Source organism: Candidatus Hydrogenedentota bacterium (assembly GCA_019637335.1).
Classification (GTDB): Bacteria; Hydrogenedentota; Hydrogenedentia; order Hydrogenedentales; family JAEUWI01; genus JAEUWI01.
The window spans coordinates 185,011-208,277 of the sequence record JAHBVV010000009.1 but is presented as its reverse complement, the minus strand read 5'-3'; the positions used below and the strand labels follow the sequence as shown (position 1 = coordinate 208,277).

At 64.4% G+C, this 23,267-nt stretch carries 16 protein-coding genes and 1 tRNA gene; 6 read left to right on the top strand and 11 right to left on the bottom strand.

Annotated elements, in window-relative coordinates; all coding sequences use genetic code 11:
• Together KF886_12545 and KF886_12540 are read left to right on the top strand one after the other, a co-directional pair.
• A partial coding sequence (locus KF886_12545) for a hypothetical protein (protein MBX3178185.1) occupies window positions 1-269 on the top strand: 269 nt, incomplete at its 5' end.
• Window positions 266-1,159 carry a prepilin-type N-terminal cleavage/methylation domain-containing protein gene (locus tag KF886_12540; GenBank protein ID MBX3178184.1) on the top strand — a complete coding sequence of 298 codons (894 nt, stop codon included), beginning with the start codon at window positions 266-268 and terminating at the stop codon, window positions 1,157-1,159. The genes KF886_12545 and KF886_12540, both read left to right, overlap by 4 nt.
• Window positions 1,160-1,167: 8 nt before the next feature.
• On the opposite strand, the gene KF886_12535 is transcribed toward KF886_12540, so the two are convergent.
• Entirely contained in the window at window positions 1,168-2,124 is a 957-nt protein-coding gene (locus KF886_12535; protein ID MBX3178183.1) for a serine/threonine protein kinase, read from the bottom strand.
• A 234-nt stretch (window positions 2,125-2,358) separates the two neighbouring features.
• Between KF886_12535 and KF886_12530 the strand changes: the two genes are divergently transcribed.
• Window positions 2,359-4,158, top strand: coding sequence for a carbon starvation protein A (locus KF886_12530; GenBank protein ID MBX3178182.1), 1,800 nt, complete (start codon window positions 2,359-2,361; stop codon window positions 4,156-4,158).
• Between the two features lie 46 nt (window positions 4,159-4,204).
• On the opposite strand, the gene KF886_12525 is transcribed toward KF886_12530, so the two are convergent.
• Together KF886_12525 and KF886_12520 are read right to left on the bottom strand one after the other, a co-directional pair.
• Entirely contained in the window at window positions 4,205-4,405 is a 201-nt protein-coding gene (locus KF886_12525; protein MBX3178181.1) for a hypothetical protein, read from the bottom strand.
• A 171-nt stretch (window positions 4,406-4,576) separates the two neighbouring features.
• A complete protein-coding gene (locus tag KF886_12520) occupies window positions 4,577-6,154 on the bottom strand; it encodes an alkaline phosphatase D family protein (protein ID MBX3178180.1) in 1,578 nt (525 codons plus the stop codon).
• A 509-nt stretch (window positions 6,155-6,663) separates the two neighbouring features.
• Between KF886_12520 and KF886_12515 the strand changes: the two genes are divergently transcribed.
• The gene (locus KF886_12515; GenBank protein ID MBX3178179.1) at window positions 6,664-10,062 is read left to right on the top strand and encodes a hypothetical protein; all 3,399 of its coding nucleotides are present in this window, start codon (window positions 6,664-6,666) and stop codon (window positions 10,060-10,062) included.
• A gap of 368 nt (window positions 10,063-10,430) precedes the next feature.
• Here KF886_12515 and KF886_12510 read toward each other — a convergent pair.
• From KF886_12510 to KF886_12490, 5 genes are all read right to left on the bottom strand, one after another.
• Window positions 10,431-10,507: transfer RNA gene (locus tag KF886_12510), tRNA-Val, on the bottom strand.
• A 75-nt stretch (window positions 10,508-10,582) separates the two neighbouring features.
• Window positions 10,583-11,305 (bottom strand): YceI family protein, encoded by a 723-nt coding sequence (locus KF886_12505; protein ID MBX3178178.1) that lies wholly within the window; start codon window positions 11,303-11,305, stop codon window positions 10,583-10,585.
• 175 nt (window positions 11,306-11,480) lie between these two features.
• A complete protein-coding gene (locus KF886_12500; GenBank protein MBX3178177.1) occupies window positions 11,481-13,025 on the bottom strand; it encodes a Gfo/Idh/MocA family oxidoreductase in 1,545 nt (514 codons plus the stop codon).
• A gap of 631 nt (window positions 13,026-13,656) precedes the next feature.
• Entirely contained in the window at window positions 13,657-15,225 is a 1,569-nt protein-coding gene (locus tag KF886_12495; GenBank protein MBX3178176.1) for a Gfo/Idh/MocA family oxidoreductase, read from the bottom strand.
• Between the two features lie 468 nt (window positions 15,226-15,693).
• The gene (locus tag KF886_12490) at window positions 15,694-18,096 is read right to left on the bottom strand and encodes an FAD:protein FMN transferase (GenBank protein ID MBX3178175.1); all 2,403 of its coding nucleotides are present in this window, start codon (window positions 18,094-18,096) and stop codon (window positions 15,694-15,696) included.
• Window positions 18,097-18,273: 177 nt separating this feature from the next.
• Here KF886_12490 and KF886_12485 point away from each other — a divergent pair, with 177 nt between their 5' ends.
• A complete protein-coding gene (locus KF886_12485; protein MBX3178174.1) occupies window positions 18,274-19,263 on the top strand; it encodes a PmoA family protein in 990 nt (329 codons plus the stop codon).
• 151 nt (window positions 19,264-19,414) lie between these two features.
• On the opposite strand, the gene KF886_12480 is transcribed toward KF886_12485, so the two are convergent.
• The gene (locus tag KF886_12480) at window positions 19,415-20,149 is read right to left on the bottom strand and encodes a biotin--[acetyl-CoA-carboxylase] ligase (protein MBX3178173.1); all 735 of its coding nucleotides are present in this window, start codon (window positions 20,147-20,149) and stop codon (window positions 19,415-19,417) included.
• Window positions 20,150-20,329: 180 nt separating this feature from the next.
• On the opposite strand from KF886_12480, the gene KF886_12475 reads away from it, so the two are divergent.
• Window positions 20,330-20,659, top strand: a complete 330-nt coding sequence (locus KF886_12475) for a hypothetical protein (protein ID MBX3178172.1) — start codon at window positions 20,330-20,332, stop codon at window positions 20,657-20,659.
• 40 nt (window positions 20,660-20,699) lie between these two features.
• Here KF886_12475 and KF886_12470 read toward each other — a convergent pair whose 3' ends face one another.
• Complete coding sequence (locus tag KF886_12470) at window positions 20,700-21,824, bottom strand: hypothetical protein (protein MBX3178171.1); 1,125 nt, start codon at window positions 21,822-21,824, stop codon at window positions 20,700-20,702.
• Window positions 21,825-21,865: 41 nt separating this feature from the next.
• Window positions 21,866-23,263 carry an MBOAT family protein gene (locus tag KF886_12465; GenBank protein ID MBX3178170.1) on the bottom strand — a complete coding sequence of 466 codons (1,398 nt, stop codon included), beginning with the start codon at window positions 23,261-23,263 and terminating at the stop codon, window positions 21,866-21,868.
• Between the last annotated feature and the right edge of the window lie 4 nt (window positions 23,264-23,267).

Here is a 23,267-nt window from a genome sequence, read left to right as displayed (position 1 = left end):
GTGAGGGTGAGGGTGAGGGTGAGGGTGAGGGTGAGGGTGAGGGTGAGGGTGAGGGTGAGGGTGAGGGTGAAGGTGAAGGTGAAGGCGAAGGGGAGGGTGAAGGGGAGGGCGAAGGCGAGGGTGAGACGCCGTCCGGGTGCCAGGCGACGATTGGCGAGTGGACCCTCCGCCTCCAAACCTACCTGGGCGATCTGTTTCTTCTGGGGCTCGCGCTGACCGTGTTGTCGGGCGCGAGCCGGATCACCGGCACACGAGGTACACGACCATGACAACGCACACACCCGATCACAGCGCCGCAACAGCGAGACGGATCGCGCCGGGCTTCACCCTGATTGAGCTCCTCGTCGTGATTTCCATTGTGGCGGTGCTCGCGGCCCTGTTGCTGCCGGCCCTGGCCCGCGCGCGCGCAGGCGCCCGCGCGATGGAGTGTGTAAGCAACCTGCGCCAGCTCTATCTTGCCAACGTGATGTACGCCGCCGAGCATGACGGGCACTACGCGCCCGCGGCCCCGGACATGTTCGACTTCATGCTGCCCGGGGCGCCGCCGGATCACGCGGGTGGCGCGATCCGCTGGCACGGCGTCCGGGAAACGCCAAACCAAAACACCGCCTTCGACCCCCGGAAGGGCCCGCTCGCCGAATACCTCGTCGAAGGGCGCGTAAAGACCTGCCCGGAATTCTTCGAATACGCGGCTCACGGCGCGCAACCGAACGTGTTCGAAGCGGGCACGGGCGGATACGGCTACAACATGGCCTACATCGGCTCCACACTCGCGCTGACCGATGACCTTGTCCAGGGCGCGCGGAACGGCATGCTCGACACGCGCATCCAGCGCCCCAGCGAAACCATCATGTTCGCCGACGCCGCCCTGCCGCAGAACGGGTACATCGTGGAGTATGGTTTTGTGGAGCCCCCGCACTACGTTACGGCGGACCGGCCACGCGGCGTGTCGGAATGGGGCTTCCTGTCGCCGTCGCTGCACTTCCGGCACTACGGTCGCGCCAACGTGTTATGGGCGGACGGGCATATCACGAGCGAACGTTGGGCCTGGGCCCCCGAGCGCAATATCTACGGCGCGCTTAACCGCCAGTGGATGGTGGGCTGGTTTGGCCCCGAAGACAACCGGCTCTTCGATCACGGTGACAAGACGGGCTACTGAAACAGCCGTCAGCGCTTGAAGATCCCGAGCAGCCCCGCCAGGATCCGCCCGATCAGCCCCCCGCCACTTTCGGGCGCTTCGGGCTTCGCTTCGGTCTGGATCTCGCCGGTGCTCAGTTTGTACAGCCGGATAATCCCCTCACGAAACTCCGCCGCGCTAGGAATTCGGTCCTTCGGGTCGCGGGCGAGCGCGCGCTCGAAGAAGGCGTCCGTTTCCTTCGGCAACTCGGGAACAAGATCGCAGATAGGCTCGTAGGACCGGGGCACTTTCCCGCTTAACATTTCGTACAAGATGATGCCGATCGAATAGATGTCCGCGCGCGCATCCACGTCGGACGCGTTGAAGGACTGCTCGGGCGCGTTGTACTGAATGCGGCCCAGGGTGGCGCCGACGCGGGTAAATTGCGCGCCGCTGGGGTCCTGAAGCTTCGCCAGGCCAAAGTCCAGCAGCTTGATGGTGCCATCGGGCAGCAGGATGATGTTTTCCGGCGAAATATCCCGGTGCACGGTCACCTGGTGGACATGCTCCAGCGCATCGCACAGCAGCGACATAATCCGCACGGCCGAACCCAGGCCAAGCTTCCCCCGCTTGACCATATATTCACGGACGGTCTTGCCCTCCAGGTATTCCATCGTGTAGTACAGGAGCGACTTATACTGGCGCGCGGCGAGGATCTTTACGATCCCCGGGTGGTTAAGCTGGCGAACGGCGTTCACCTCGCGCACGAAGCGGCCGACGGCCTGCTGATTCGTGGCGTACTGGGGCAGGAGCGTCTTCAGGGCCACCTGCCGGTCCCGCTTGAGGTCGTTCGCCAGGTACACAATGCCCATGCCGCCCTTCCCAAGCATGCGCACCACCTGGTAGCGTTCGGCGATCACATCGCCCGGCTGGAACCCGCCGATGGCCTTGGCGAGGTCGGAGCGCCCGGCGGGCGCGGGTACTTCCGGTTTCTTCTGCTCGCTCATCCTGTTGTTCTCATTTGGGTTAAGGGTTCAACAACAGATCATTCCGGGGGCTAGCATAGCAGAAAGCCGGGCCGGAATAAACACTCTTGACATATCTGCGAAACGGCTCCCGCCAAACCGCGCGGCACGGCGAAACGCTTCGCCGGCACATGCATTTTTCCCAAAAAACATATACAATGCTGCCCTGCTTCATGCAGCAACGGCAAACGAACGCGTCTCCGGAGAGTACACACCATGGGCACCCTGCTGGTCGCCATTCTTTCTTTTGTTGGATTCATCGTCGCCTACAACACGTACGGGCGCTTTCTGGCCCGCAAGATTTTCGGGCTCGACCCAAATGCGCCGGTCCCCTCCGCCGAACTGCGGGACGGGGTCGACTACGTCCCCACGCGGAGGGCGATCGTCTTCGGCCACCATTTCACGTCGATCGCGGGCACCGGCCCCATAGTCGGGCCGGCGATCGCGGTGTTCTGGGGCTGGCTGCCTGCCCTGCTCTGGGTCGTTTTCGGGTCCATCTTCATCGGCGCGGTCCACGATCTTGGATCGCTCGTCGTCTCCCTGCGCTCGCGCGGCCAGACCATCGGCGATGTCGCCGGCCGAATGATCTCGCCCCGGGCCCGGCTTCTCTTTCTGTTGATCCTCTTCTTCGCGCTGACCGTGGTCCTGGCGATCTTCGGCCTGGTCATCGCCGTGATTTTTTCCGAATACCCGCAGAGCGTCCTGTCCGTCTGGATCGCGATGCCGCTGGCGGTCGCGCTCGGTTTCTGGCTCTACCGCTTCAACGGCGCCCTGCTCGCCCCCTCCCTCGTGTGCCTGTTCATCGTCTACCTGGCCATCTACGCGGGCGTTCGGTGGAATATCCCGATACCTTTCAGCAATCTGCCGTTGTACGCGGGGGCGGAAGCCACGCTGTTGCAGGGCTTCGGCTCTTCTGTTGTTATGTGGACCATCGTTCTCCTGATCTACTGCTTTTTCGCCAGCGTGCTGCCGGTCTGGGTGCTGCTGCAACCGCGCGACTACATCAACTCGCACCAGTTGCTGGTGGCCCTGTTTCTGCTCATGGCCGGCCTGATCGTCGCCCGCCCCGAACTCGTCGCCCCGGCCTACCACGGCGATGTCACCGGCGCGCCGCCGATTATTCCCTTCCTCTTTATCACGATCGCCTGCGGCGCCATCTCCGGGTTCCACTGTGTCGTGGCCTCGGGCACCTCCTCGAAACAGCTGGAGAAGGAAACCGACGCCCAATACGTGGGCTACGGCGCCATGCTGCTCGAAGGCGCCCTGGCCGTGCTTGTCATTCTCGCCTGCACCGCCGGCCTCGGCATGGGCACAACGAAGGGCGGCGGCCTGACCGGGCTCCCCGCGTGGAACCAGTACTATTCGGGCAACTGGCAGGATATGAAGCTGGCCGAGAGCGTGGGCGCCTTCGTGGATGGCGGCGCGAACATGATCGGGGCGCTGGGCGTACCGCTCGACCTGGGCGTCGGGATTATCGCGGTGATGGTGGCCTGTTTCGCGGCGACCACGCTCGACACCGCCACGCGCCTTCAGCGCTACGTGCTCCAGGAACTTGGCGGCGCGCTGCGCATCCATCCGCTCAAGGACAAGTATGTGGCCACGGGCTTCGCGGTGGTTTCCGCCGGCGTCATGGCGATGATTTCCGGCCCCGCCGGCCCCGGATCGGGCGGACTCATCTTGTGGCCGCTTTTCGGCGCGATTAACCAGCTCCTCGCCGGCCTCGCCTTCCTGGTGATCGCGTTTTACCTCATCCGCCACAACAAGCCGGTCTATTTCCTCGCCGCGCCGCTCTGCCTGATGATCGTTCTGCCCGCCTGGGCCATGACGCACCAGATCTTCGGGTTCTACCGGGACGGCAACATGTTGCTGGTCGCGCTGGGGTGCCTCGTGGAAGCTCTCCAGGCCTGGATGATCGTTGAAGCGCTACTGATGTGGAAACGCGCGCGCGGCGTCGCCCCCGCCCCGCTCCCGCCCCTGCGCTTGGCCCCGGAAAGCGAAGGCGGACGCTCCTGCTGAGCCCGAGGGAACGCCGGCCTTCCCCCCCCGCAAGGGACACAGGCCGCTATCCCGCCTTCTGTATACGCACCCCCCAGAAACGGCCTTCGGCGTCCGATCCACTCGGATGGCCGGGAAACGGGATTTCGAGCGTCGCATTCGCCCCGCTCTTTTTCGCCAGGACGCTGTACGCCTCCAGCAACGTGATACCGCCTTCCTCTCCCTGCGCGCAGGCGGACGCCGCCGGCCAGGACTTTTCATTCGTCATCGACTGAATCTCCACGCCGCCATTTGTCGCGGCACCCGCAAGATACTACACCCCGGTCAATGAAGTATTCGCGAAATGTTAGATCTTTGTGACGCCCCCGGACACACGGCGCCTGCCATTCCAGGTGTCATGCGCATTCGTAGGGCCGAGTTCTGAACCGCTCCCGCGCGTTTAGACCCGCTCCGCGCCCGGCCGCCCGTTTTCCAGCACGAACGACGCCCGCGTCAGACATGGCTCCCCCGGCTTGCTTACGATCGGCGCCACGCGAAAATCCGTTCGCCACGCGTCCGGCGTGACCTCGCACCGCACATAGCCCCGCTCCGCGTTGTAGAACTTCACAAACGGGTTGTCCGCGAGCACGCCGTCGGTGTCCTTCCGCTTCTCGGACCCGTCGCCACCGGACGTAATCGACGTGCCGACGAATTCCGTAGCCACCGCCGGCGCGGCCATATCGTCGAAATTGACCTTGAGATCGTTCACCCAGTTCGTGTGAATATCGCCCGTAATCACCACCGGGTTCGATACCTGCCGGTCCCGAAGGAATTCAAGCAGCCGCGTCCGCCCGACGTCATAGCCCGCCCACTGGTCCATGCTCCAGGCCACCGCATCCCCCGGAGCGCGATCCACCCGCGCCATCATTACCTGTTGCGCGAGAACGTTCCAGCGCGCCGGCGACGCGGCGAGTCCATCGCACAGCCACTTCTCCTGCACCGGACCCAGCAGGCTCGCGTCCGGATCGAACACCCCGTCGCAGGGCGTCTTGTTCCCATCGCCACACGGCTGGTCGCTGCGGTACTGGCGCGTATCCAGCACGGAAAACTGCGCCAGCAGGCCGTAGGACACGCCGCGATACAGCGGCATGAACGGCCCGCGCGGCAATGCCGATCGCCGCAGGGGCATATTCTCGTAGTAGGCCTGGTAGGCGGCCGCACGCCGCGCCATGAACGCCGCGGGGTCCACCCCTTCCTCCTCGGACACCAGGCCGGCGTAATTGTTGTCGAATTCGTGGTCGTCCCACGTCACAATCCACGGGAAAGCCTGGTGCGCCGCCTGCAGATCCGGATCGAGCTTGTAGAGCGCGTAGCGGTTGCGGTAATCCTCCAGCGACACGATCTCCGGGCTGTTGTGCTGCCGCACCCGGTCCGCATTCGGCCCGTACTCGTAGATATAGTCCCCCAGATGCACCACCGCGTGCAGATCGTCTTGCGCCATGTCGCGGTACGCGTTGTAGTAGCCGGTTTCATAGTGCTGGCACGAGGCAAAGGCGAAGCGCAGCCGATCCAGCATCGCGTGGCCGGCCGGGGCCGTCCGCGTCCGCCCCACCGGGCTGGTCTCGCCGCCCGCCTCGAAGCGGTACCAATACACCCGGTCGGGCTGAAGCCCCTGCACTTCCACGTGCACGGAATGCCCCCACTCCGCCGGCGCCGTGGCCAAGCCGCTCCGCACCACCTTCCCCATGCCCTCGTCCTCCGCCACCTGCCAGCGCACCAGCGCGTCCTCCGGCGGCATCCCCCCACCATTCAGCGGATCCGGGGCCAGGCGCGTCCAGAGCACCACGCCGTCCGGCGCGGGATCGCCCGACGCCACCCCGAGCTTGAAGGGGTAGTCCCCCGAAAGGACCTTGCGTTCCGGCGCCCCGGCGTGGCCCATCGCCGCGAACGGCCACGCCACCGACACCGAAGCGGCGGCCAGAAAGAAACGGCGGCTGACTGGAGCCGAAGTCGATTTACCCATGGGATGGATCTCCATATCAATAGTTCGTACGTGTTTTTCAATGCTACGCGGCGTCACTACGGCCCTTTGCCTTTAATGCGCCGAGTCTAACAACTGGACATTCCGAATTGCACGCGATTCGTATCAATTCGTGTGCATTCGTAGTTGAATATCGGGTTGCGACACGCGGTTGCTGCTCTACGTGGATTCGTGATTCACTCGCTTCAAAAACGCATGAAGCCCACACCAGCACCTTTGCGTATTTGCGCCTTCGCGTGAATATCAATCCTTCTCCAGCTTCTTTCCTTCGTGGTCTTCGCGCCCTTCGTGGTGATCATTTCTTTGGTCGCGGCCCACGGCTGCCTTGCGCAATTATGCATTACGATTGCACAATTGCACGAGATTCGCGTGGCGGATGCAGCATACGTAGCACGGTCCATTTAGGTTTCCCCGATCTCTCGCGCCACCCATACGAGCGCCTTGCGGCAATGCCTCTAAAAACTGCTACCATCGAAGATATGAATTCTGATGGATGGGAGTTATCGATGCGTGTCGCTTTCGTTGCTATGGTCTTGCTCGCGCTCTGTACGCATGGCGCCGCCTTTGAGAACGCGGGGGCGCTGGACGCGTGGGATTTCCTCGATTACGAGGGCGACGTCCGGGCCGGAATTGTTCAACTGGACGACTGCCCGCCCGGGTACGGCCCCGAGGCCATCCGGCTCTCGGGCACGCTGGCGCTCCTGCTCGCGAAAGACGCCCGCCTTCCGGAAGGGACGTGGGTCGCCCTCTACCGCGAGCGCGCGGCGGCTACGGAAGACGCCGATGGCGTGATTCTCTTCGGCGCGGCCTTCGGCGACCGGCTGGATGAGGAGCACAATACCAAGACCATGCGGCCCCACCTCTGGCTGGAGCAGGACAACGACACGGGCCTTTCCTTCCGCGAAGCCACGGCGAACGGTGAGGACCGCGCGCTGGCCGAAGCGATCGCGGAAGGTCTGGTCACCGACGCGTGGAACGAAACGGGCTGGATCTGGCAAAAGGTCCATGTCGCGGGAGACACGGTGCGCGCAAAATACTGGCCGGCCCATCGGCCCGAGCCGGAGGGGTGGACGCTGGAATTGAACCACCCGCTGCCCGGGGACCGGTTCGGCATTCGCATCAACTCCGGCGCGATCGATCTGGCCTGGTACGCCGCCGCGCCGGACGACATCACCGTAACCGCGCCGCCGAATTACCCGCACCTGCCGCGCGCGACGGTCGCCAGCGGTGAGGCTGTGCCGCTCACGTTGTATTCCCTGCGCGATGACGCGCGGACCACATCGTTCACTGTAACCGTCGAACGCGACGATGGCTCGCCTGTCACTTCGGGATCGCTCGATCTGGCGTTACCCGCGGGACCCGGGCGCTTCTCGCTGGCGCTCACGCCTCCCGGCGCCGTTCCGCCTCCTGGCTCCATGGCGATCCCCCTCGATGCGCCGCTCCCTCAGGGCGCCTATCGCGTTCAGGTCCGTACCGGTGATATCGACGCGCCCGTGTCGCGATCAATTCGCGTGGAGACGGAAAACGAACTCCTCGCCACGTTGCGGGCGCGCGCGGCGCTGCTGGATGCTCTGGACAACGCCCATGGTCTCGACCGCGCCGCGATCGAAACCCGACAGGTAGCCCGGGACCTGCTTGAATTCGCTACGGGCCTATATGAAGCCGGCAAGCGCGACGGCGCGGGAGCCGCGCTGCGCTACGTGGACGAGACCCTGGCCGAGCTCCACGGCATCGCGGGCGCATTCCTGCGCGCTTCGGGCGCCACCATTGACTGGGAGGCCGTTCCGACGGCCCCGCTTCCCCCGGCGGCGGATGAAGCCGGGCAAAACAAGACCGACCACTTCCGCACCGAGGCGCGCCTCCGCTTCGGCCCGCCCGAATGCAACGCGGCAAGCTTCGTCATGGGCCAGTCCTATACCGTACGCATTCCCTTCGAAGTGGTCGGCGGCGCACCCGACGCGCACTACACCATCGGCGTGGCGCTGCGGGATCCTCTTGGCGTCCGAACCGTCGCCACTGCGGAGATCACCCCCGATCCACCCACCAGCCAATGGCGCCCGGACACGGTCTACTGGCAGGAAGCGCAATTGACGATCCCGCGCGACGACGCCGTGAAAAAGGTCGCGCAGCCCACCGTGCTGGACGAGCCCCACGACCTGATCGTGTCCGTGCGCGACCCGCAATCCGGCGCCTTCGTCCTGCTCGAAAACGATCCGGGACCCCAACCGGATCGCATTGGCCACGGCTACGCCGCCGGCCGCTTCTACGTTTCCAGCGCGCCCATCGAAATCGTTTCCGTCTCCGTCTCCCGGGAATCGAAGACCATCGCGGCGGAAATCGCAAATCACGGCCAGAATCGCGAATTGATCGCCCGACTCCGGCTGATCGCGCCCTCCGGAGCGCCCGTCTTCGAGGCGTTGCGACCGATCAAACTGCCCGAAGGCGCCCGCGCTACGGTGTCCGTGCAGGCGCCGCTCCATTACCACGGCGTCACCACCGAAGTTCAGATCTGGGAGGGATCCGCACTGCTTACGGAGGCCCGCCAGCGCGATGAAACACCGCCGGCCTTCTCCGTCGTACGGGAGAACACCGTCCGCACCCGGGAGGGGCGCCCTGTCACGTTGCTCCATTTCACCCCGGTCCCCGGCGCGCCGCCGCTCGACATCACCATTGAGGCCCGTGGGCGCACCCTGTTTGCTGTGCCTGGAATCATTGGAAGCGACGCCACCGTGGAGCTTCCCCTTCCTCCTCATTTCGGCAATTACGACATCACCGCAACCAGCCGTGACACGGTTTGGCATCAACGCATTGTGGCCACGGTGGTGGAAACCCGCGACGGCCAGCTCCTCGTGAACGGCGAGCCGTTTATCGTCAAGGGCGTCAATGTGCACGCCATGGACCCGCACAGCCCCGCGCGCACGCGCCTCATGATGCGGATCCTCAAGGATCTCGGCTTCAACGCCCTCCGCGGCGACTACCCGCCGCGATGGCAGGTGGATCTCGCCGAGGAAATCGGGTTGACCTACAGCCTACTTGCGCCGTTCAGCGTCGCCTCCACGGAGGAAATCTTCACGCGCCAGGATGGGCCACGGCTCGGCACGGCCCGCGCCCTCACCCGCCTGTTCATCGCGCGCTACCGGGACGCCGCCGGCGCGCTCCTCTGGAACGCCTGCAACGAGATCACCGGCGACAACATTCCTTTTCTCCTGGCGCAGCATCCGCTCTACCGGCTCCACGACCCCTACGCGCGCCCGGTGCACTACGCGAACCTCTACGGCCAGGACCTCTGGCAGGGGCAGGATGTCATGGGCGTAAACTACTACTTCGCCGAAACGCAGCGCGCCGCCGACCGCCAGCCGCTCATCGCGCGCAGCGCCGCCATCGCCCGGGAACACGGCCTCCCCATGATCTACACCGAGTACAACTCCTACCACGGCGCCATCCCCACCACCGGCGTCGAAGCCATGGAGGATCTCTTCACTTGGGGCGTGGAGGAGGCGGGCATGGCCGGCGGCTTCTTCTACATGATGCCCGACTCCGACCGCCACCCCGGCGTCTTCGACAACGGCTACAACACCCACCGCATCACCAACGACGCCTTCCACCGCGCCTTTGACGACGCCGAACTCCACGTGACCGGTCGGGACAGCGACGGCGCGATCATAGTCGAGATTCGCAACCGCCGCCCCTTCACGTTACGGAACCTTGTATTGGACCTGTCCGTCTCCGGCTTTGCTGTTGACTGCCCACAGCTCCCGGATCTGGCCCCCGGCGAATCCACCGAGGCACGGATCTCCCGGCTTCCTACCCCCGGGCCTCAGTATAGCCTGGAAGGCACGTTATCCATGGAAACGCACCACGGTCTCGCTGGGCGCATGCCCGTGCGGTTGTTTGCGGCGAACTGACTCCGCGATGCCGCCAGAAGAGGGAAACCGCGAATGGACGCCAATCACCGCGAAGAAGGCCGGGACTTGAAAGCGTGCTAGGGTGGATAGCGCGGGAGGGGCGGCCGACCGTAGTCCGCCGCAGGCGGATGGAGATCGAAAACGCGCCGCTGACGTTTTCGATAAGAACCTTGGGTAAACGCCCCCCATACCCTTGCGCACGCAATGCGGGCGGGCCGCCCGCGCTCCCAATGGTCGGCGCTTCCGCAGCTGGATTGGGTTCATACCCCAAGGCAGACTCATCCGGCCACGGAAGGCCCCAGGCGCCGCGCCCGCCACCAAAAAAAAACACCGGGAAGCCGAAGCTTCCCGGTGCGGGAATTCATAAATGGTGGGCGATACAGGAATCGAACCTGTGGCCTCCACGATGTCAACGTGGCGCTCTAACCATCTGAGCTAACCGCCCGTTCTTAATGGCCCGGCGGGGCTTCCCCGGCGGGATACGCAGTGTAGCAAAACTGCGCCGCGCGAGTCAATCGGGTTACGCCTTGTTGGCGACGACGCTGAACTCGATTACGACTTCGTCTTCGACGAGGTCACCGGCGAAACCGGTGTCTTTGATGCCCCAGTCGCTGCGGTTCACGGCGAACTTCGCCTGCGTGGAGAGCGTGTCTCCGTCGACGCTGATCTGGGCCGGGAAGGTGATGTTCTTGGTGACGCCGCGCAGGGTGAGGTCGCCGCTGACGTTGTAGGCGTCGCCGGCCTTCTCGACCTTGCTGGAGGTAAAGGAGGCCTGGGGAAATTCCTTTGCGTTGAACCAGGACTCGGTCAGCAGGGTGTCGGTCAACATGGTGGAGCCGGAAAACAGGCTCTGCATCTCAATCGTGATATTGATGGCGGCGGATTCGATCGCGCCGGTCGCCAAGGTCACGGAGCCGTCGTACTCGGCCCAGCCGCCCTGCTGTTTGCCGGTGACCTTGTAGCCGGTGAACCCGATGACGTTTTCATCGTTCGGAACGATGGCGAAGGTGACCGGTTCACCCGCCGGTGCGGCTGCTTCGGGAGCGGGCGCGGCTTCGGCAGGCGCTTCGGCAGGCGCGGCTTCCATGGGAGCTTCCGCCGGCGCTTCGGCGGGCGCTTCCGCGGGCGCTTCCGTATTCGTTACGGCGCGCGGGATATCGTCCGCGGGCTTGTTTTCGCAGCCCGGCAGGACGGTGATTGCGGCGACAAGCGCCAGGGCGGTGAGTATCTGGATGGCTTTCATGGTTCTTCTCCGTTCCAGGGCGCTGGTTGGGATGCGCCCGTAAAGTTTGGTGGTCCGCGGCGGGCGCCGGGGGACGCCGCGCCGGGCGGCGTGTTGGGAGCTGCGGGAACCCGAGTCCCAGGTTACGCCGCCGGGCTGTTTCGATGCACAGCCCGGCGACGCCGGGAATTGCTTGTCAGGCCTGGGTGACCTGGATGGGCTTCGCATCCGTATCGTATTCGATGGCGGAGGGCTCGTCGAAGTCGAATTCGAACCAGGCCGGATCGATATCGACCGTGACCCCGTCGCGGATGGCCTTGACGGCGGCCATGGAGACAATGGTCGAGCCCAGGCCGACCATCTCGTTTGTGCGCGGGCGCCCGCCGTTCTTGATGTGGTGCGTGAACGCGCGGAACTGGTGCACGTCCGCCGTCGTCTCCGAGCCTTCGGCCGCGAAGAGCTCGCCGGCGTTGCCTTCGTTGCTTTCCAGGCGGGTAATTGCGTTGGTCAGTTTGTAGGCCTCCTTCTCCTGCGCGCTCATGTCTTTCGTCGCCTCGTTGAAGGCCTCCAGGCGCTGGCGAATCTCCTCTTTCTGCTCTTCCGTGAGCGGCTTCGCCCAGGGCTCCTGGGTGAACCAGCAGCCGCGATCCTCGGTCATCTCGATCGCGCCCTTGTCGCCCATGATCATCTCCGACGCGCCCTTCTTGGCGTTCGCCAGGATGCAGGAGTAGAAGCAGCGCACGGTGTAGGGCTTGTTGATCTCGAAGACGTTCTGGTATTCGTTCCGGCCGTCGATCGAGACGAAGGTGCCCCGGCTGCGGCTGATGTTGTAGTCGTAGAGCACGGAGATGTTGTCCGCGCAGGTCCGTCCGTCGCGCCAGTAGTCGATGCCGCCGGAGGCGTACACCTTGTTCGGCACGCAGCCGCAGAACCAGTTGGCGATGTCCACCGAGTGCGTGAGGAGTTCGGTCGAAAGGCCGCCCGACAGATCCTCGTACAGGCGCCAGTTCAGGTGCCGCTCGAGGTCCGTCTTGATGAACTTCTTCTCCATTTCGTTGAACTCGTAGCTGTTGTCCACCACGCGGCGGCCGGCGTTGTTCCGGTGCCACTGCATTTCCATGTGGTTCACGCGCCCGAGCCAGCCTTCCTCCAGGAAGCGCTTCATCGCGAGGTTGTAGTTCGGGTTGTAGCGGCGCTGGTGGCCAACCTGCACCCACTTACCCTTCTCGTGGGCCTTCTTGACGACGTTCCGGCCTTCTTCGATGTCGAAGCACATCGTCTTCTCGCAGAAGACGTACAGCCCCTGATCCAGCGCGTACATCGTCGGCTCGTAGTGCTCCGCGAGCCCCGTGGAGATGATTACAGCGTCGAGGTTTTCCTTCTCGATCATCTCCTTGTAGTCGTAGTAGGGGGTTGGCCTCTTGAAGCCCTTAAGCGTCTCCCGCTGCTCGGCCGTCGGACGCCCACCCTCGATCACTATCTGGGCGTTGGCAATCCAGCCGTTCAGCACGCCGCCCCGCTGGTGCGGCTCGTATACGTCGCACACCGCCACGACTTCAATGTCGTCCGTACCCCAGATGCCGTCCTGCAGGTGGAAGTTGCCCTGGCCACCCGTGCCGATGCAGCCAACGCGCACCTTATCGGTCTGGCCGTAGGAAAGCGGGTTGTACCCCGTCGCGATCGCGAAGCCCGCGGTCGCGCCCGCCGCCTTCATGAAATTACGCCGAGTAACTTCGTTCATGATGTCTCCTTTTGGCGCAGGCGCGCTTTTCGCCTGCGGGTGTTCTGGTTTGCCCGCACGCCCCGCCAACGCGGCGGCTCTCCGGCGGGCGGACCGGTGCGAAGCGCCTCGGCCGCTTGATGTATATATTCCTGGCTTTCGTTTCCCGCAGGGCGCCCGGACACAGCCCAAGCACCCGCGAAAACCCGAAGGCACGCTGTCACTTTCGTGCTCTCTATCGTATTATACGAGCGTATCGGCGGCACTGTCCAATTCCTGTGACGGGGGCAACTGGTCACGCGCATCCTCCACCGCAATCCCGATATTCGCGCTTTTTTGGAACATATCGAAGGTGAATGCCGCTGGGAATGCGCGCCCGCCCAAGGCTTTATACCATGACAAGGCCATATAGTTCCCGCACCTTCGGCAGCCAGGAACCAATCCTCGTGTATACGAAACGCTTCGTCCCGGAGCGCCTGTCTACCATGGCTGAGCCGCCGGTCCAGTGGTGGTTGCAACAACACCGTGCGATTCCAGGCATCGCGCGTCACGGGCTTCCCGAGACTCGCGCTTCTATCCATATAACGATTGAAAACCCGTGTTGGCAGATAGGGCACGCTTCCCATCTTCCCTTTCGAGCTGGCTCGCGCTCTCAAAGAACCTCCATGGCGCCCGGAATTGGCGTGACATTCTCGTCAAATCCGGTGATTGATGGAACTTCAAAGTCAAACGCCATCAATGCGGGATCGATTTCCACAGGGCCTTCCGAGGCAAGTGACCGCTGGGCATGTTCGCCCGCGACGACCGCCGCCAGGCCAACCATGACATTGGCGCGTGGCGTTTCGCCCTTTCGGATGCATTCGGCGAAGGACCTTAACTGAATCATCTCGACCGTCTCTTCGGAACCTTCGGCAAGAATAGGGGCCGTCGTTCGTGGGCCTCTCGTGTATCCCGGAAGGTCGTACGTCGCCCCATGGGTCCGAACAAAATTCTCCCGCTCGGACTCCGTCATTTCCGCCAGGCGTTTGGCAAGCGTGGACGAGAGCAAATCCCGGTGTTCCCGCAGGAGCTCTGTAGGGGATCCCGACATCGTTTCCATCTGGAAAAAACTGTCCCCCTCGGGCCGCAAAAGCGCGGATGCGCGATCGCCGATCACCCGTTCATGGCTTCCGTGCTCGCTGCTGCACCGCGAGTAGGAATAGGTGGTCCGCAAGGTAAAGGTACTGTTCAGAGCCGGGGTGTCCTGCGGCGTGTAGCGGCTACCCAAGCGCACAAAATTCGGGTTGCTCGCTTCCATTCGATATTCGAAAATCGCGTTCATCGTGTCGGGCGCGGTTCGCCCGTCGCGCCAGTATTCGATTCCGCCGGAGACATACACGCGATGTGGAATCCCGCCACAGAACCAATTGGCGATATCCAATGACCGGGGTATCGATTCGAAACACGGGCCATCACCCGCCTCGTCGAACCGGCGCCAGTTCACAACTCGGTCCAGTCCAGTGCCCAGCTCCCGAGCCGACGGTGGGTCCGCCCACGGCATGCGAGTCAGGCTCTCTCGCCCATGCGAGTTGAAATGATCATACATTTCTATCTGAACAGGCCGTCCCAACGGATAGTTGTCGTGCAGGTGCTTCATTACAAGGTTGTAGTTCGGATGGTAACGGCGCTGGTGGCCAATCTGGACGACTCGACCAGACTCATGCGCGGCTTTCACGATCATTCGCGCGTCGCTCATGGAAGTGGCCATGGGGGTCTCGCAGAATACGTGTTTTCCGGCCTGGAGGCACGCTGAAGTGAGGGCTGCGTGGGTTGAAGGCGGCGTTGCCACGATCACCGCATCCAGTTCGCAACCGGCAAGCATCTCCGCAAGCCCCGGGTATTGATCTGGACGGGTCGCGCGCCCAAGAGCGCGCCGATGTTCCTCGGTTAGATCATCACGATATCTCGGCCACATAACCCCCGCATTGGCGAACCAAGCCATCTGACCGGCCACCTTCAGATTGTATTCGTACGCATCCGCGACGGCCACGATATCGAAGTCGTGGCTTCCAAGCAGGCCGTCCAGCAAAAGCTTCTGTCCCCGTTTGCCACCCCCGACAAAACCCAGCCGCAACTTGTCGCGCCCCTGGGCAGGGACTGTCGCATTCCATCCCGCCACGGCGAGCATGCCCGCGGCGGTCCCCGCGGACTTCACGAATACCCTGCGCGTCGTCTTTCCCATCACAGAATCCTCTCAAATCGTTGCAGCCCTGTAAGAATAACGATTCAGACTCAAGGTTGTCAGGGATTCACGCGAAAAAAGACGCAAACAGGAGCAGTGGTAACACTTCAGCCGTAGGAAGTAGCGCCAGCCCATTCTTGTGATGCCGCGATACTACGACGAGAGCGCGCGAGGCTGGGAGCGCAGGTCGAAGACTTACCGCAGGAGGGCGTCCCCGCCTGCAATGCACCGGAGGTGCATGGCATGTTTGCAATATCGGCACATTTGATCGGGGAGACGATTGGACCCGGACTACCGCTGCTTATCAGATTCGCGCCTCCGGCGCGTTGCGGGCGGGCCGCCCGCGCTCCCACTCGTCCGCACTTCCGTTGCGACGCGGGTTTGTGTCGTCGAGAAATCAAGTCAACTTCATTCCGCAAAAGTATTTCGAGCAGTGAAGTATCGTCACCGCGAGCCCCACGCCCCCCATTACGCCTCGGGGAAGTTGATTCGCACGGGAACCGGCTTCCCGTCCACCAGCCCCACCTTAATCGCCCGCACATCCGGATGTTTCCCGCAGTAGGCCCGGATCTCGTCCTCGGACATGATGAGAAAGGCGGTGCTCAGGGCGTCCGCCACGGTCCCGTTGGGCGCGATGACCATCGCGCCCAGGGTGGCGTCCACCGCCTGTCCCGTGCGCGGATCGTAGATGTGCGTGAAGCGCTTCCCGTCCTTCTCGAACTGGCGCCCCTCGCCCGAGGAGGTGGAGAAGGACGCGTCGCGAATGTCGACCCGATCCACGTAGTCCTCGGCCCCTTCGTAGATCTTGTCCACCACGATCGGCCACCCCGCCGTGCCCGGGGGCGCGCCGAGCGCGACGTAGGTGCTGTCGCCGCCGCTGAGGAGCGCGCATTCGATGCCGGCGTTCTTCAGGGTCTGCGCCGCCACGTCGAGGGCATAGCCTTTGCCTATGCCGCCGAAGTCGAGGCGCAGACCCGGGACCGTGAACCGCACGGTGCGCTTGTCGTAGTCGATTTCCACCTTGTCCAGCCCCACGCGCTTCAGCGCCTCCTGGATCTCCGCGTCGCCCGGGATGTGCTCCTGCTTGCGGTAGACCCCCCAAAGGTCGAGGAGGGGCCCGACCGTCACGTCGAAGACCCCTCCGGTATCGTCCCAGGCCGCTTTCGAGGCCCGCAATAACTCCAGCAAATCCGGATGCACCTCCACCGGTCCCTCCGCCGCCAGCCGGTTCACTTTGGAGGTAAACGTATCCACGCGCCAGTTGCTCACACGCCGCTCAAGCGCCTCGATCCGGTCCAGCGCCGCCAGGCCAACCTCGGCCAGCGCCGTGGGGTTGGACTCCCCCGCCGGCGCGTACATGGTGATTTCGAAGCGCGTTCCCATCAGGTTGCGTGCGACTTCCTGCTTGATCATTACCGGCGGCTCTCCTGAGTGGGCCGGCGGGAAAAGCCGGCTTGCGGATGCGCCACTCTCGGCTTCTTCTGGCGCCTCCTCCGGCGCTTCCTCAACCGCCGCCGGGGTGGCCGCCAGGTTGCCCTTCAGGGTCGCCCAGTTCCGCACGAGGCCGTTGTAGGCCGCGACGCTCAAGATGGTTACGGCGGCGATGAGCACAACGTTCCAGAACACCCGCTTGAGCCCCTCGGGCCGCGCATCGCCCATGTAGGCCTTCGAGTTGAGCAGGATAATAAAGCCCACGACCGCAATGGGCATTAGCGGCGCGGCCAGGCTGGACGCGGTCACGGCGGCCCACCACGGGAACTTGACCATCACGCCGACAATGCCAATCGCGGGCAGCAGCGTGAACCAGAGCTTGGCTTTCCCGCGATACTCGAACCCGAAGAGCTCGCAGCCGATGAATCCGCTGGCCAGCATGTGGGTAATGATCGTCGAAAAGCCGATTGCGAACATGCCCAGCCCGATCAGAAGCAGAGAAAGCGTGGCGCCCAGGGTCTCGTCCAGCACCGGCAGGATCTCCCGGATATCCTGCACGATCGTCCCCGCCGAACCCGGCTCGGGGCCGATGGTGTTGGCGACGGCGATCATCATGAACGCGGTGGCGAATACGAAGGGAATCGCCATGCCCGAGACGAGGTCGAAGTAGGCGAGTTCGCGGTGTTCCTTCCCCCAGCCCTTTTTCAACAGGGAGTACGGGTACAGGAAGACCATGTTGATCCCCACGGCGGCGGCGATGCCACCCACGATGGGAATGATAGCTTCCTGGGGCATTCCGTTGGCGGAGACGTATTGAATGAAACTGATGCCGGTGAACCCGAGAAACAGTTCCTTGAAATTGATGCCCGTCGAGAAGGTCACGATGGCGAAGGCGCCCACGATGCTCCAGACCAGCACCTTCACCAGCATTTCGTATAGCTTCAGGCCCCGCGCGCCGGCGCTGTACAGGAAGCACACATAGCCCGCCGCCGCGAGCACGGTCACTCCGATGAACGCGCGTCCGAGTGTCCCGTTCAGGTCCACGCCGATACCGCGCGCCAGCTCCACGGCGCCGTTGGCCGTCAGGGAATACTGCGGGATGTGCCACAGGACCGTGGCCACCAGCGCCGCGAGGCCCCAGGCGATCGCCATCGCGGGGTGCAGCCGGTTCCAGAAAACGGCGTAGGGCTTTTCGCCGGTGTGGCACGTCTGCTTCGCCACGGCCGCCAGTACGCACACGCCCAGGAAAATGGCCAGCGGCTGAACCCAGAGCAACTGGTAGCCCAGGAGCGATCCCATCAGCACGCAGGAGGCAATCGATCCGCCGCCCAGGGTCATCGCGCTCTGCATGTAGCCCGGGCCGCTCAGCTTCAGGTAGCCCCCGATGCGCTGAACAAACGGCTTGCCCGCCAATTCAATCAATTGCTCCTTCTCGCTCATTGCCTGGGTTCCTTCCGGTGGGTTGTATCATGCAGACGGCCCGCGGCGCGCGCGGGCGGAGGGCAGCATACCATGGGCGCGTCACGCCCGCCAAAGCAACCGCTTCGCATCCGCGCCCCCGCCTGTTATACTGCCCGCGACCGAACGATTTGCCCCATATCCTGGAGTCTTCATCGCATGTTCCGCCTGACATCCGCCACCACACGCGCTCTCGCCCTCCTCACCCTTCTCGCCGCCTGGCCGGCCGCCCCCGCGCCCCTCGTGACCATTACCGCGCGCGAGGGCGAGCTCGACATTCACATCGACCGGGAGGTGGTCGCGCGCTATGTCTGGGGGGACGAGAACCTGCCCCGCCCCTACTTCCACGCACTCATCACCCCGGATGGCATCCAGGTCAGCCGGAATTACCCGCCCGACCCCGCCGCGGACGGGAACAACGACGATCACGCCCACTTTCACCCCGGGGCCTGGCTCGCGTTCGGCGACGCCGCCGGGGCCGACTTCTGGCGGAACAAGGCGCGCGTGCGCCACCTGACCTTCCTCGTTCCGCCATCGGGCGGCGACGGCCAGGCGCGTTTCACCGTGGTGAACGCCTACGAAACCACGGGCGACGCCCCCAGGACGCTGTTTACCGAAACCTGCGCTTATCTCATCGCCGCGCACGAGGACGGCTACTCTATCGTGGCGGAATCCGAGTTCAAGCCGGAAGGCGACGCCTTCGCCTTCGGCGATCAGGAAGAGATGGGCTTCGGCGTGCGCCTGGCCACCCCGCTCACCGTCAAGCACGGTGGCGGCGCCATTCGCAACAGCGCCGGCGGCGAGCAGGAAGCCGGAACGTGGGGCAAAACCGCCGCCTGGTGTGCCGGTTACAGCGTAGTCGATGGCCGCACCGCCGGCATCGCCGTCATGGCCTCCCCGGACAACTTCCGCCCCGCCTGGTTCCACTCGCGCGACTACGGGCTCATCGTGGCCAACCCCTTCGGCAAGAAGGCCATGACCGCGCCCAGAGACGCGTCAGTAGCCCCCGACGCCACCCCCGTGCCGGCGGACGGAACTCTCCACGTGGGCTTCGGGCTCTACGTATTCAGCGCGCCGGCCGGCGAAGCCCCAGAAGTCGACGCCATGTACAATCGCTATCTCGACGCCCGTAAACCCATCCGCCCATAAAGCCCGCCCGGCGAAAATTCGGGCGCTTGACACAACATATTGGCTATACTGCCTGGGCAGGGGCGTGGCGATGCCGTTCATGACGGGTTGCGCCACCCTTTGCAATCTTACGATTGAAATATGGACGGCGGCGGCAACGCTGGCGCGGGCGTCACATTTGTACGTCGCCCGAGTAGCATTCGCGAATCTCGCCGCCGGGCAGGCGGAGGCGCAGTGCGCCGTGGTCGTTGAACCCGGCGAGCACGCCCTCCACGTACGCCTCCCCATCCCGGACCCGCAGGACGCTGCCGGCGTTGGGCGCGAAACGGAGGTAGCCCTCCCGGAACCCCGGGAATCCATGGGCCGCCCAGGCATCGATGGCGGGCCCCAGGTGTTGGAGTAGCGAGGTCAGGACGTGCTCCAGGACAAAGGAACGCCCCGTCTCGAGCGCGAGCGAGGTGGCGGGCTGGTCGATTTCGGCGGCCTCCGCAGCGTCCATGTTCACGTTGAGTCCGATCCCGGCGACGAGCGCCGCGCCGCCGGCCGATTCGCAGAGGATACCCGCGATTTTCCGGCCCGAGACCTGCACGTCATTGGGCCATTTGATGGTGGGCGCCAGGCCTTCCGCCTCCAGCATGCGCGCGACGCCCGTCGCGATGGCGAGAGCCAGGGCGGGGGCGGTGTCTGGCGGGACAGGGGTATTCCAGAGGAAGGAAAAGGTGAGGTTGCGACCGGGCGCGGTGTTCCAGCGGCGCTGCTGACGGCCGCGGCCCGCGGTCTGGGCGCGCGCGGCGAGCACGACGCCCGAGGGCGTGTTCAGGTCGCGGCGGACGCGCTCGATCAAGGCCGTATTTGTGGAGGGGAGGGCGTCGCACCATTCAACGGGCAGAAAACGAAATGGCGGCATGGGCGATCCTTGTGCAACGGTGCATATGCGGTCAGAGCCTACCATACCCGCACGGTTGTTTTCCGCCGCGCGCGCCACGTGGTAGGATAGGGGACCTGTGATCGAGTTGTCGGGGAATGGTTATTACGGAAATGTTCGGTCCGCTATGTGACCGGTACGGGTGACCCACGGAGATAGACCATGGCAACAAAGAAGTCAATGCGCAAACTGATGGAGTTGGCGGGCGAATTCGTGATTAAGCACGAGGGTGTATGGGCGCACGAGGATTGGGAAGCGCTCCTCGCCAAGGTGGAGAGGTCCGGCGCGCTCTGCAATGGCGCTTCCGCGGCCCAACTTGGGGTCGTTCTGGAGGGGGCCAAGGGCCTTTACTTTGATCTGTTGGCGGCGGAATCGCTGAAAGCGCTGGCGAAAGAGGAGAAGAAAGCGCGGAAAAAAGCGGGCAAGGCGCCCGAGCCGATGCCGGGCGCGGTGGACACCGAGCTGAAGCAGCAGAAGTCTCAGAAGAAGTAGGAACGCGAGAAAACCGCATCGTCCTGTCCGCCACGCGCCCTTAATTCGGCAGGGAGACCCGCCGCCAGCCGTCGGTTCCGAAGCGCAGATCGCGTTCGACGAACTCCCAGACGACCAGTCGCTTGCCCCGCAGCACTTCGGGGCGCCGCGCGAGTTCCTGACGGACCAGCGTGGACGCGCCGCCGTCGCTGACGATGCTCGCGACCGATTGCCCCAGCGCGCGGGCGAAATGCGCAAGAAATCCCGCCGATCCGGGTTCGTCGTGCTCGTAGATGCGGAGAAAACTGTCTCCCAGCACGAGAACGGGAGAAGCCGTGTCGCTGACGAGCAACGCGCCGGTTGCCGGGTCGACGATTTGTTGCGCCGTAACCCTCTCCGGGGTGTAGGCGGCGGCGATCCCCGGCGAACCCGCCATACGCAGGAGGTCGCCCGCGCGCTCAACGGTCAGGTCGCGATAGACATAGGCAACGTCCCCCGGGGGTGCCCAACCTTCCGCGAGGATGCGATCCGCAACGGCTTCCGCCGCGCGCCGCGCGCCTTCCGGGGTCCAGTGGGTGTCGCGCATGAGGTAGAGCTGGGCTTGCGCCGCTTCGCCGGGATCAAGCGCGGCGTGCAGGTCCACAAACGCTATGCCGGCGGCCTCCAGCCGCTCCTGGAACGCGCGCGTATGGACGTAGACCGGCGCACCGGACGGGCGCGCGCCGAGCTGTTCCGGATACATGCTGGCCTTGCCGGGCGCGATGGCGATCAGGAGTTCGACCCCGCGCGCGGCCAGTTGGTCCCGGAAATCCACGATGGCGGGGAGCGGATCGTCGGGGATCCCCTCCCCCACACCGGGCCACGACTGCACGAGGTAGTCGACGCCCTGCCGGTAGAAGAGCCAGCCCTCGCGACCGGGCACTACCTTCGCCCCCAGGTCGCCAAGCAGCGCGTGGCGCAGGCGCTGGAAAGGCGCGCGAACCGCGTTCGCCGACCACGAGCGATCTTCGAGGGTCCGCTCAAAGGCCCGCAGGGCATCCTGGCTCGGCGCTTGTGTAAAGAGGTCGAGTACCTGCGGCCTGCCCTCCTCGCGCGTGTCGAGCAGGGCCTGTACCGGGCCCTCTATCGCGATGGCGAGTAGAAACAGCGCCACGATAACGCCTTGTGCCGTGCGTGTGGTTTGCATGTTCGATTCGCCTCCTCGCGCGGTTATCGCCCGGCTCGCGCTCAGAACTGAAAATACAGAAACGGGTTAAAGGCCTGCACGTGCATCGTCGCCAGCGCAAACGCGAACAAACCCAGTACAACGAGCGCGCGGGGCAGCGTCAGTCCCTCCACCCAGTCGTGGGCCTGCCGCCCTTGCAGCGCGAGCACCGCGCACAGGGCCAGGATCAGAACATTCTCGCGCGTGTAGAGCACGGCGTCAAGCAAGACCGCGCCGCCCCCGGGTGCGCGCGGGAACAGCATGGCCGACAGGAACGCACCGGCTTCCGGCAGGGTCACGGCGCGAAACAGCACCCAGGAGAAGAGTACGAGGACGAAGGTTCCCGCGATTCGGACCGGGCGCGGGGCCCATTGGAACAGGCCGCCGCCAATGCATCGCTCCAGGGCCAGCAGCCCGCCGTGGAAGGCGCCCCAGAGCACGAAATTCCAGCTCGCGCCGTGCCACAGGCCGCCCAGAAGCATCACAATGGCCAGGTTGATGTAGGTCCGCCGTTCGCCGCGCCGGTTGCCGCCCAGGGGGATGTAAAGGTAGTCGCGCAGAAAGGTGGACAGCGAGATGTGCCAGCGCCGCCAGAACTCCGTGATGCTCTCCGAGCGGTAGGGCGCGTTGAAATTGCGCGGAAACACGAAGCCGAAGAGGCGTCCGAGGCCAATGGCCATGTCGGAGTAGGCGGAGAAGTCGAAGTAGATCTGGAAGGCGTAGGCTGTGACCCCGAGCCAGGCGTGGGCCGTGCCGGGGGCCTCGGCGGCAAAAACGGCATCGGCCATGGACCCCATCGGGTTGGCCAGCAGGATTTTCTTGGCGAATCCGAGCATGAACAGCGCGGAACCCGATGCGAAACGGTCCAGCGTGTGTTCGCGGTGTATAAGTTGCCCGGCGATGGTGTTGTAGCGGACGATGGGGCCGGCGATCAGCTGCGGGAAGAGCGCCACGAAGCAGGCGAAGTCGGTGAAGGAGCGCACGGGCGGCGAGTCGCCCCGGTACACGTCGATGGTGTAGCTGAGGCTCTGGAAAATGTAGAACGAGATGCCCACGGGGAGCGTGATCTGGAGCACGGGCAGCGGGTCCGCGCCGGTGGCGGAGAGCAGGGCGTTGAAATTGCCCTGCGCAAACATGAAGTACTTGAAGAAACCGAGGAGGCCCAGGCTGGCGACGACACTGGCGATCAGCGCCCGCCTGCGCCGGGGCGAGGCGACTGGTTCGCGGGCAATGACGAGGCCGCAGGCGTGATTGATCGCCGTGGCGATGAGCATTAGCCCGACAAACCAGGGGTTCCACCAGCCGTAGAACACGTAGCTGGCCGCAAGGAGGAAGAGATTGCGCCCCCCGGGCAACAGATAGTAGCCCAGCAGCACCAGCGGCAGGAAGTAGTAGACAAAGCTGTGGGAGGTGAAGACCATGGCC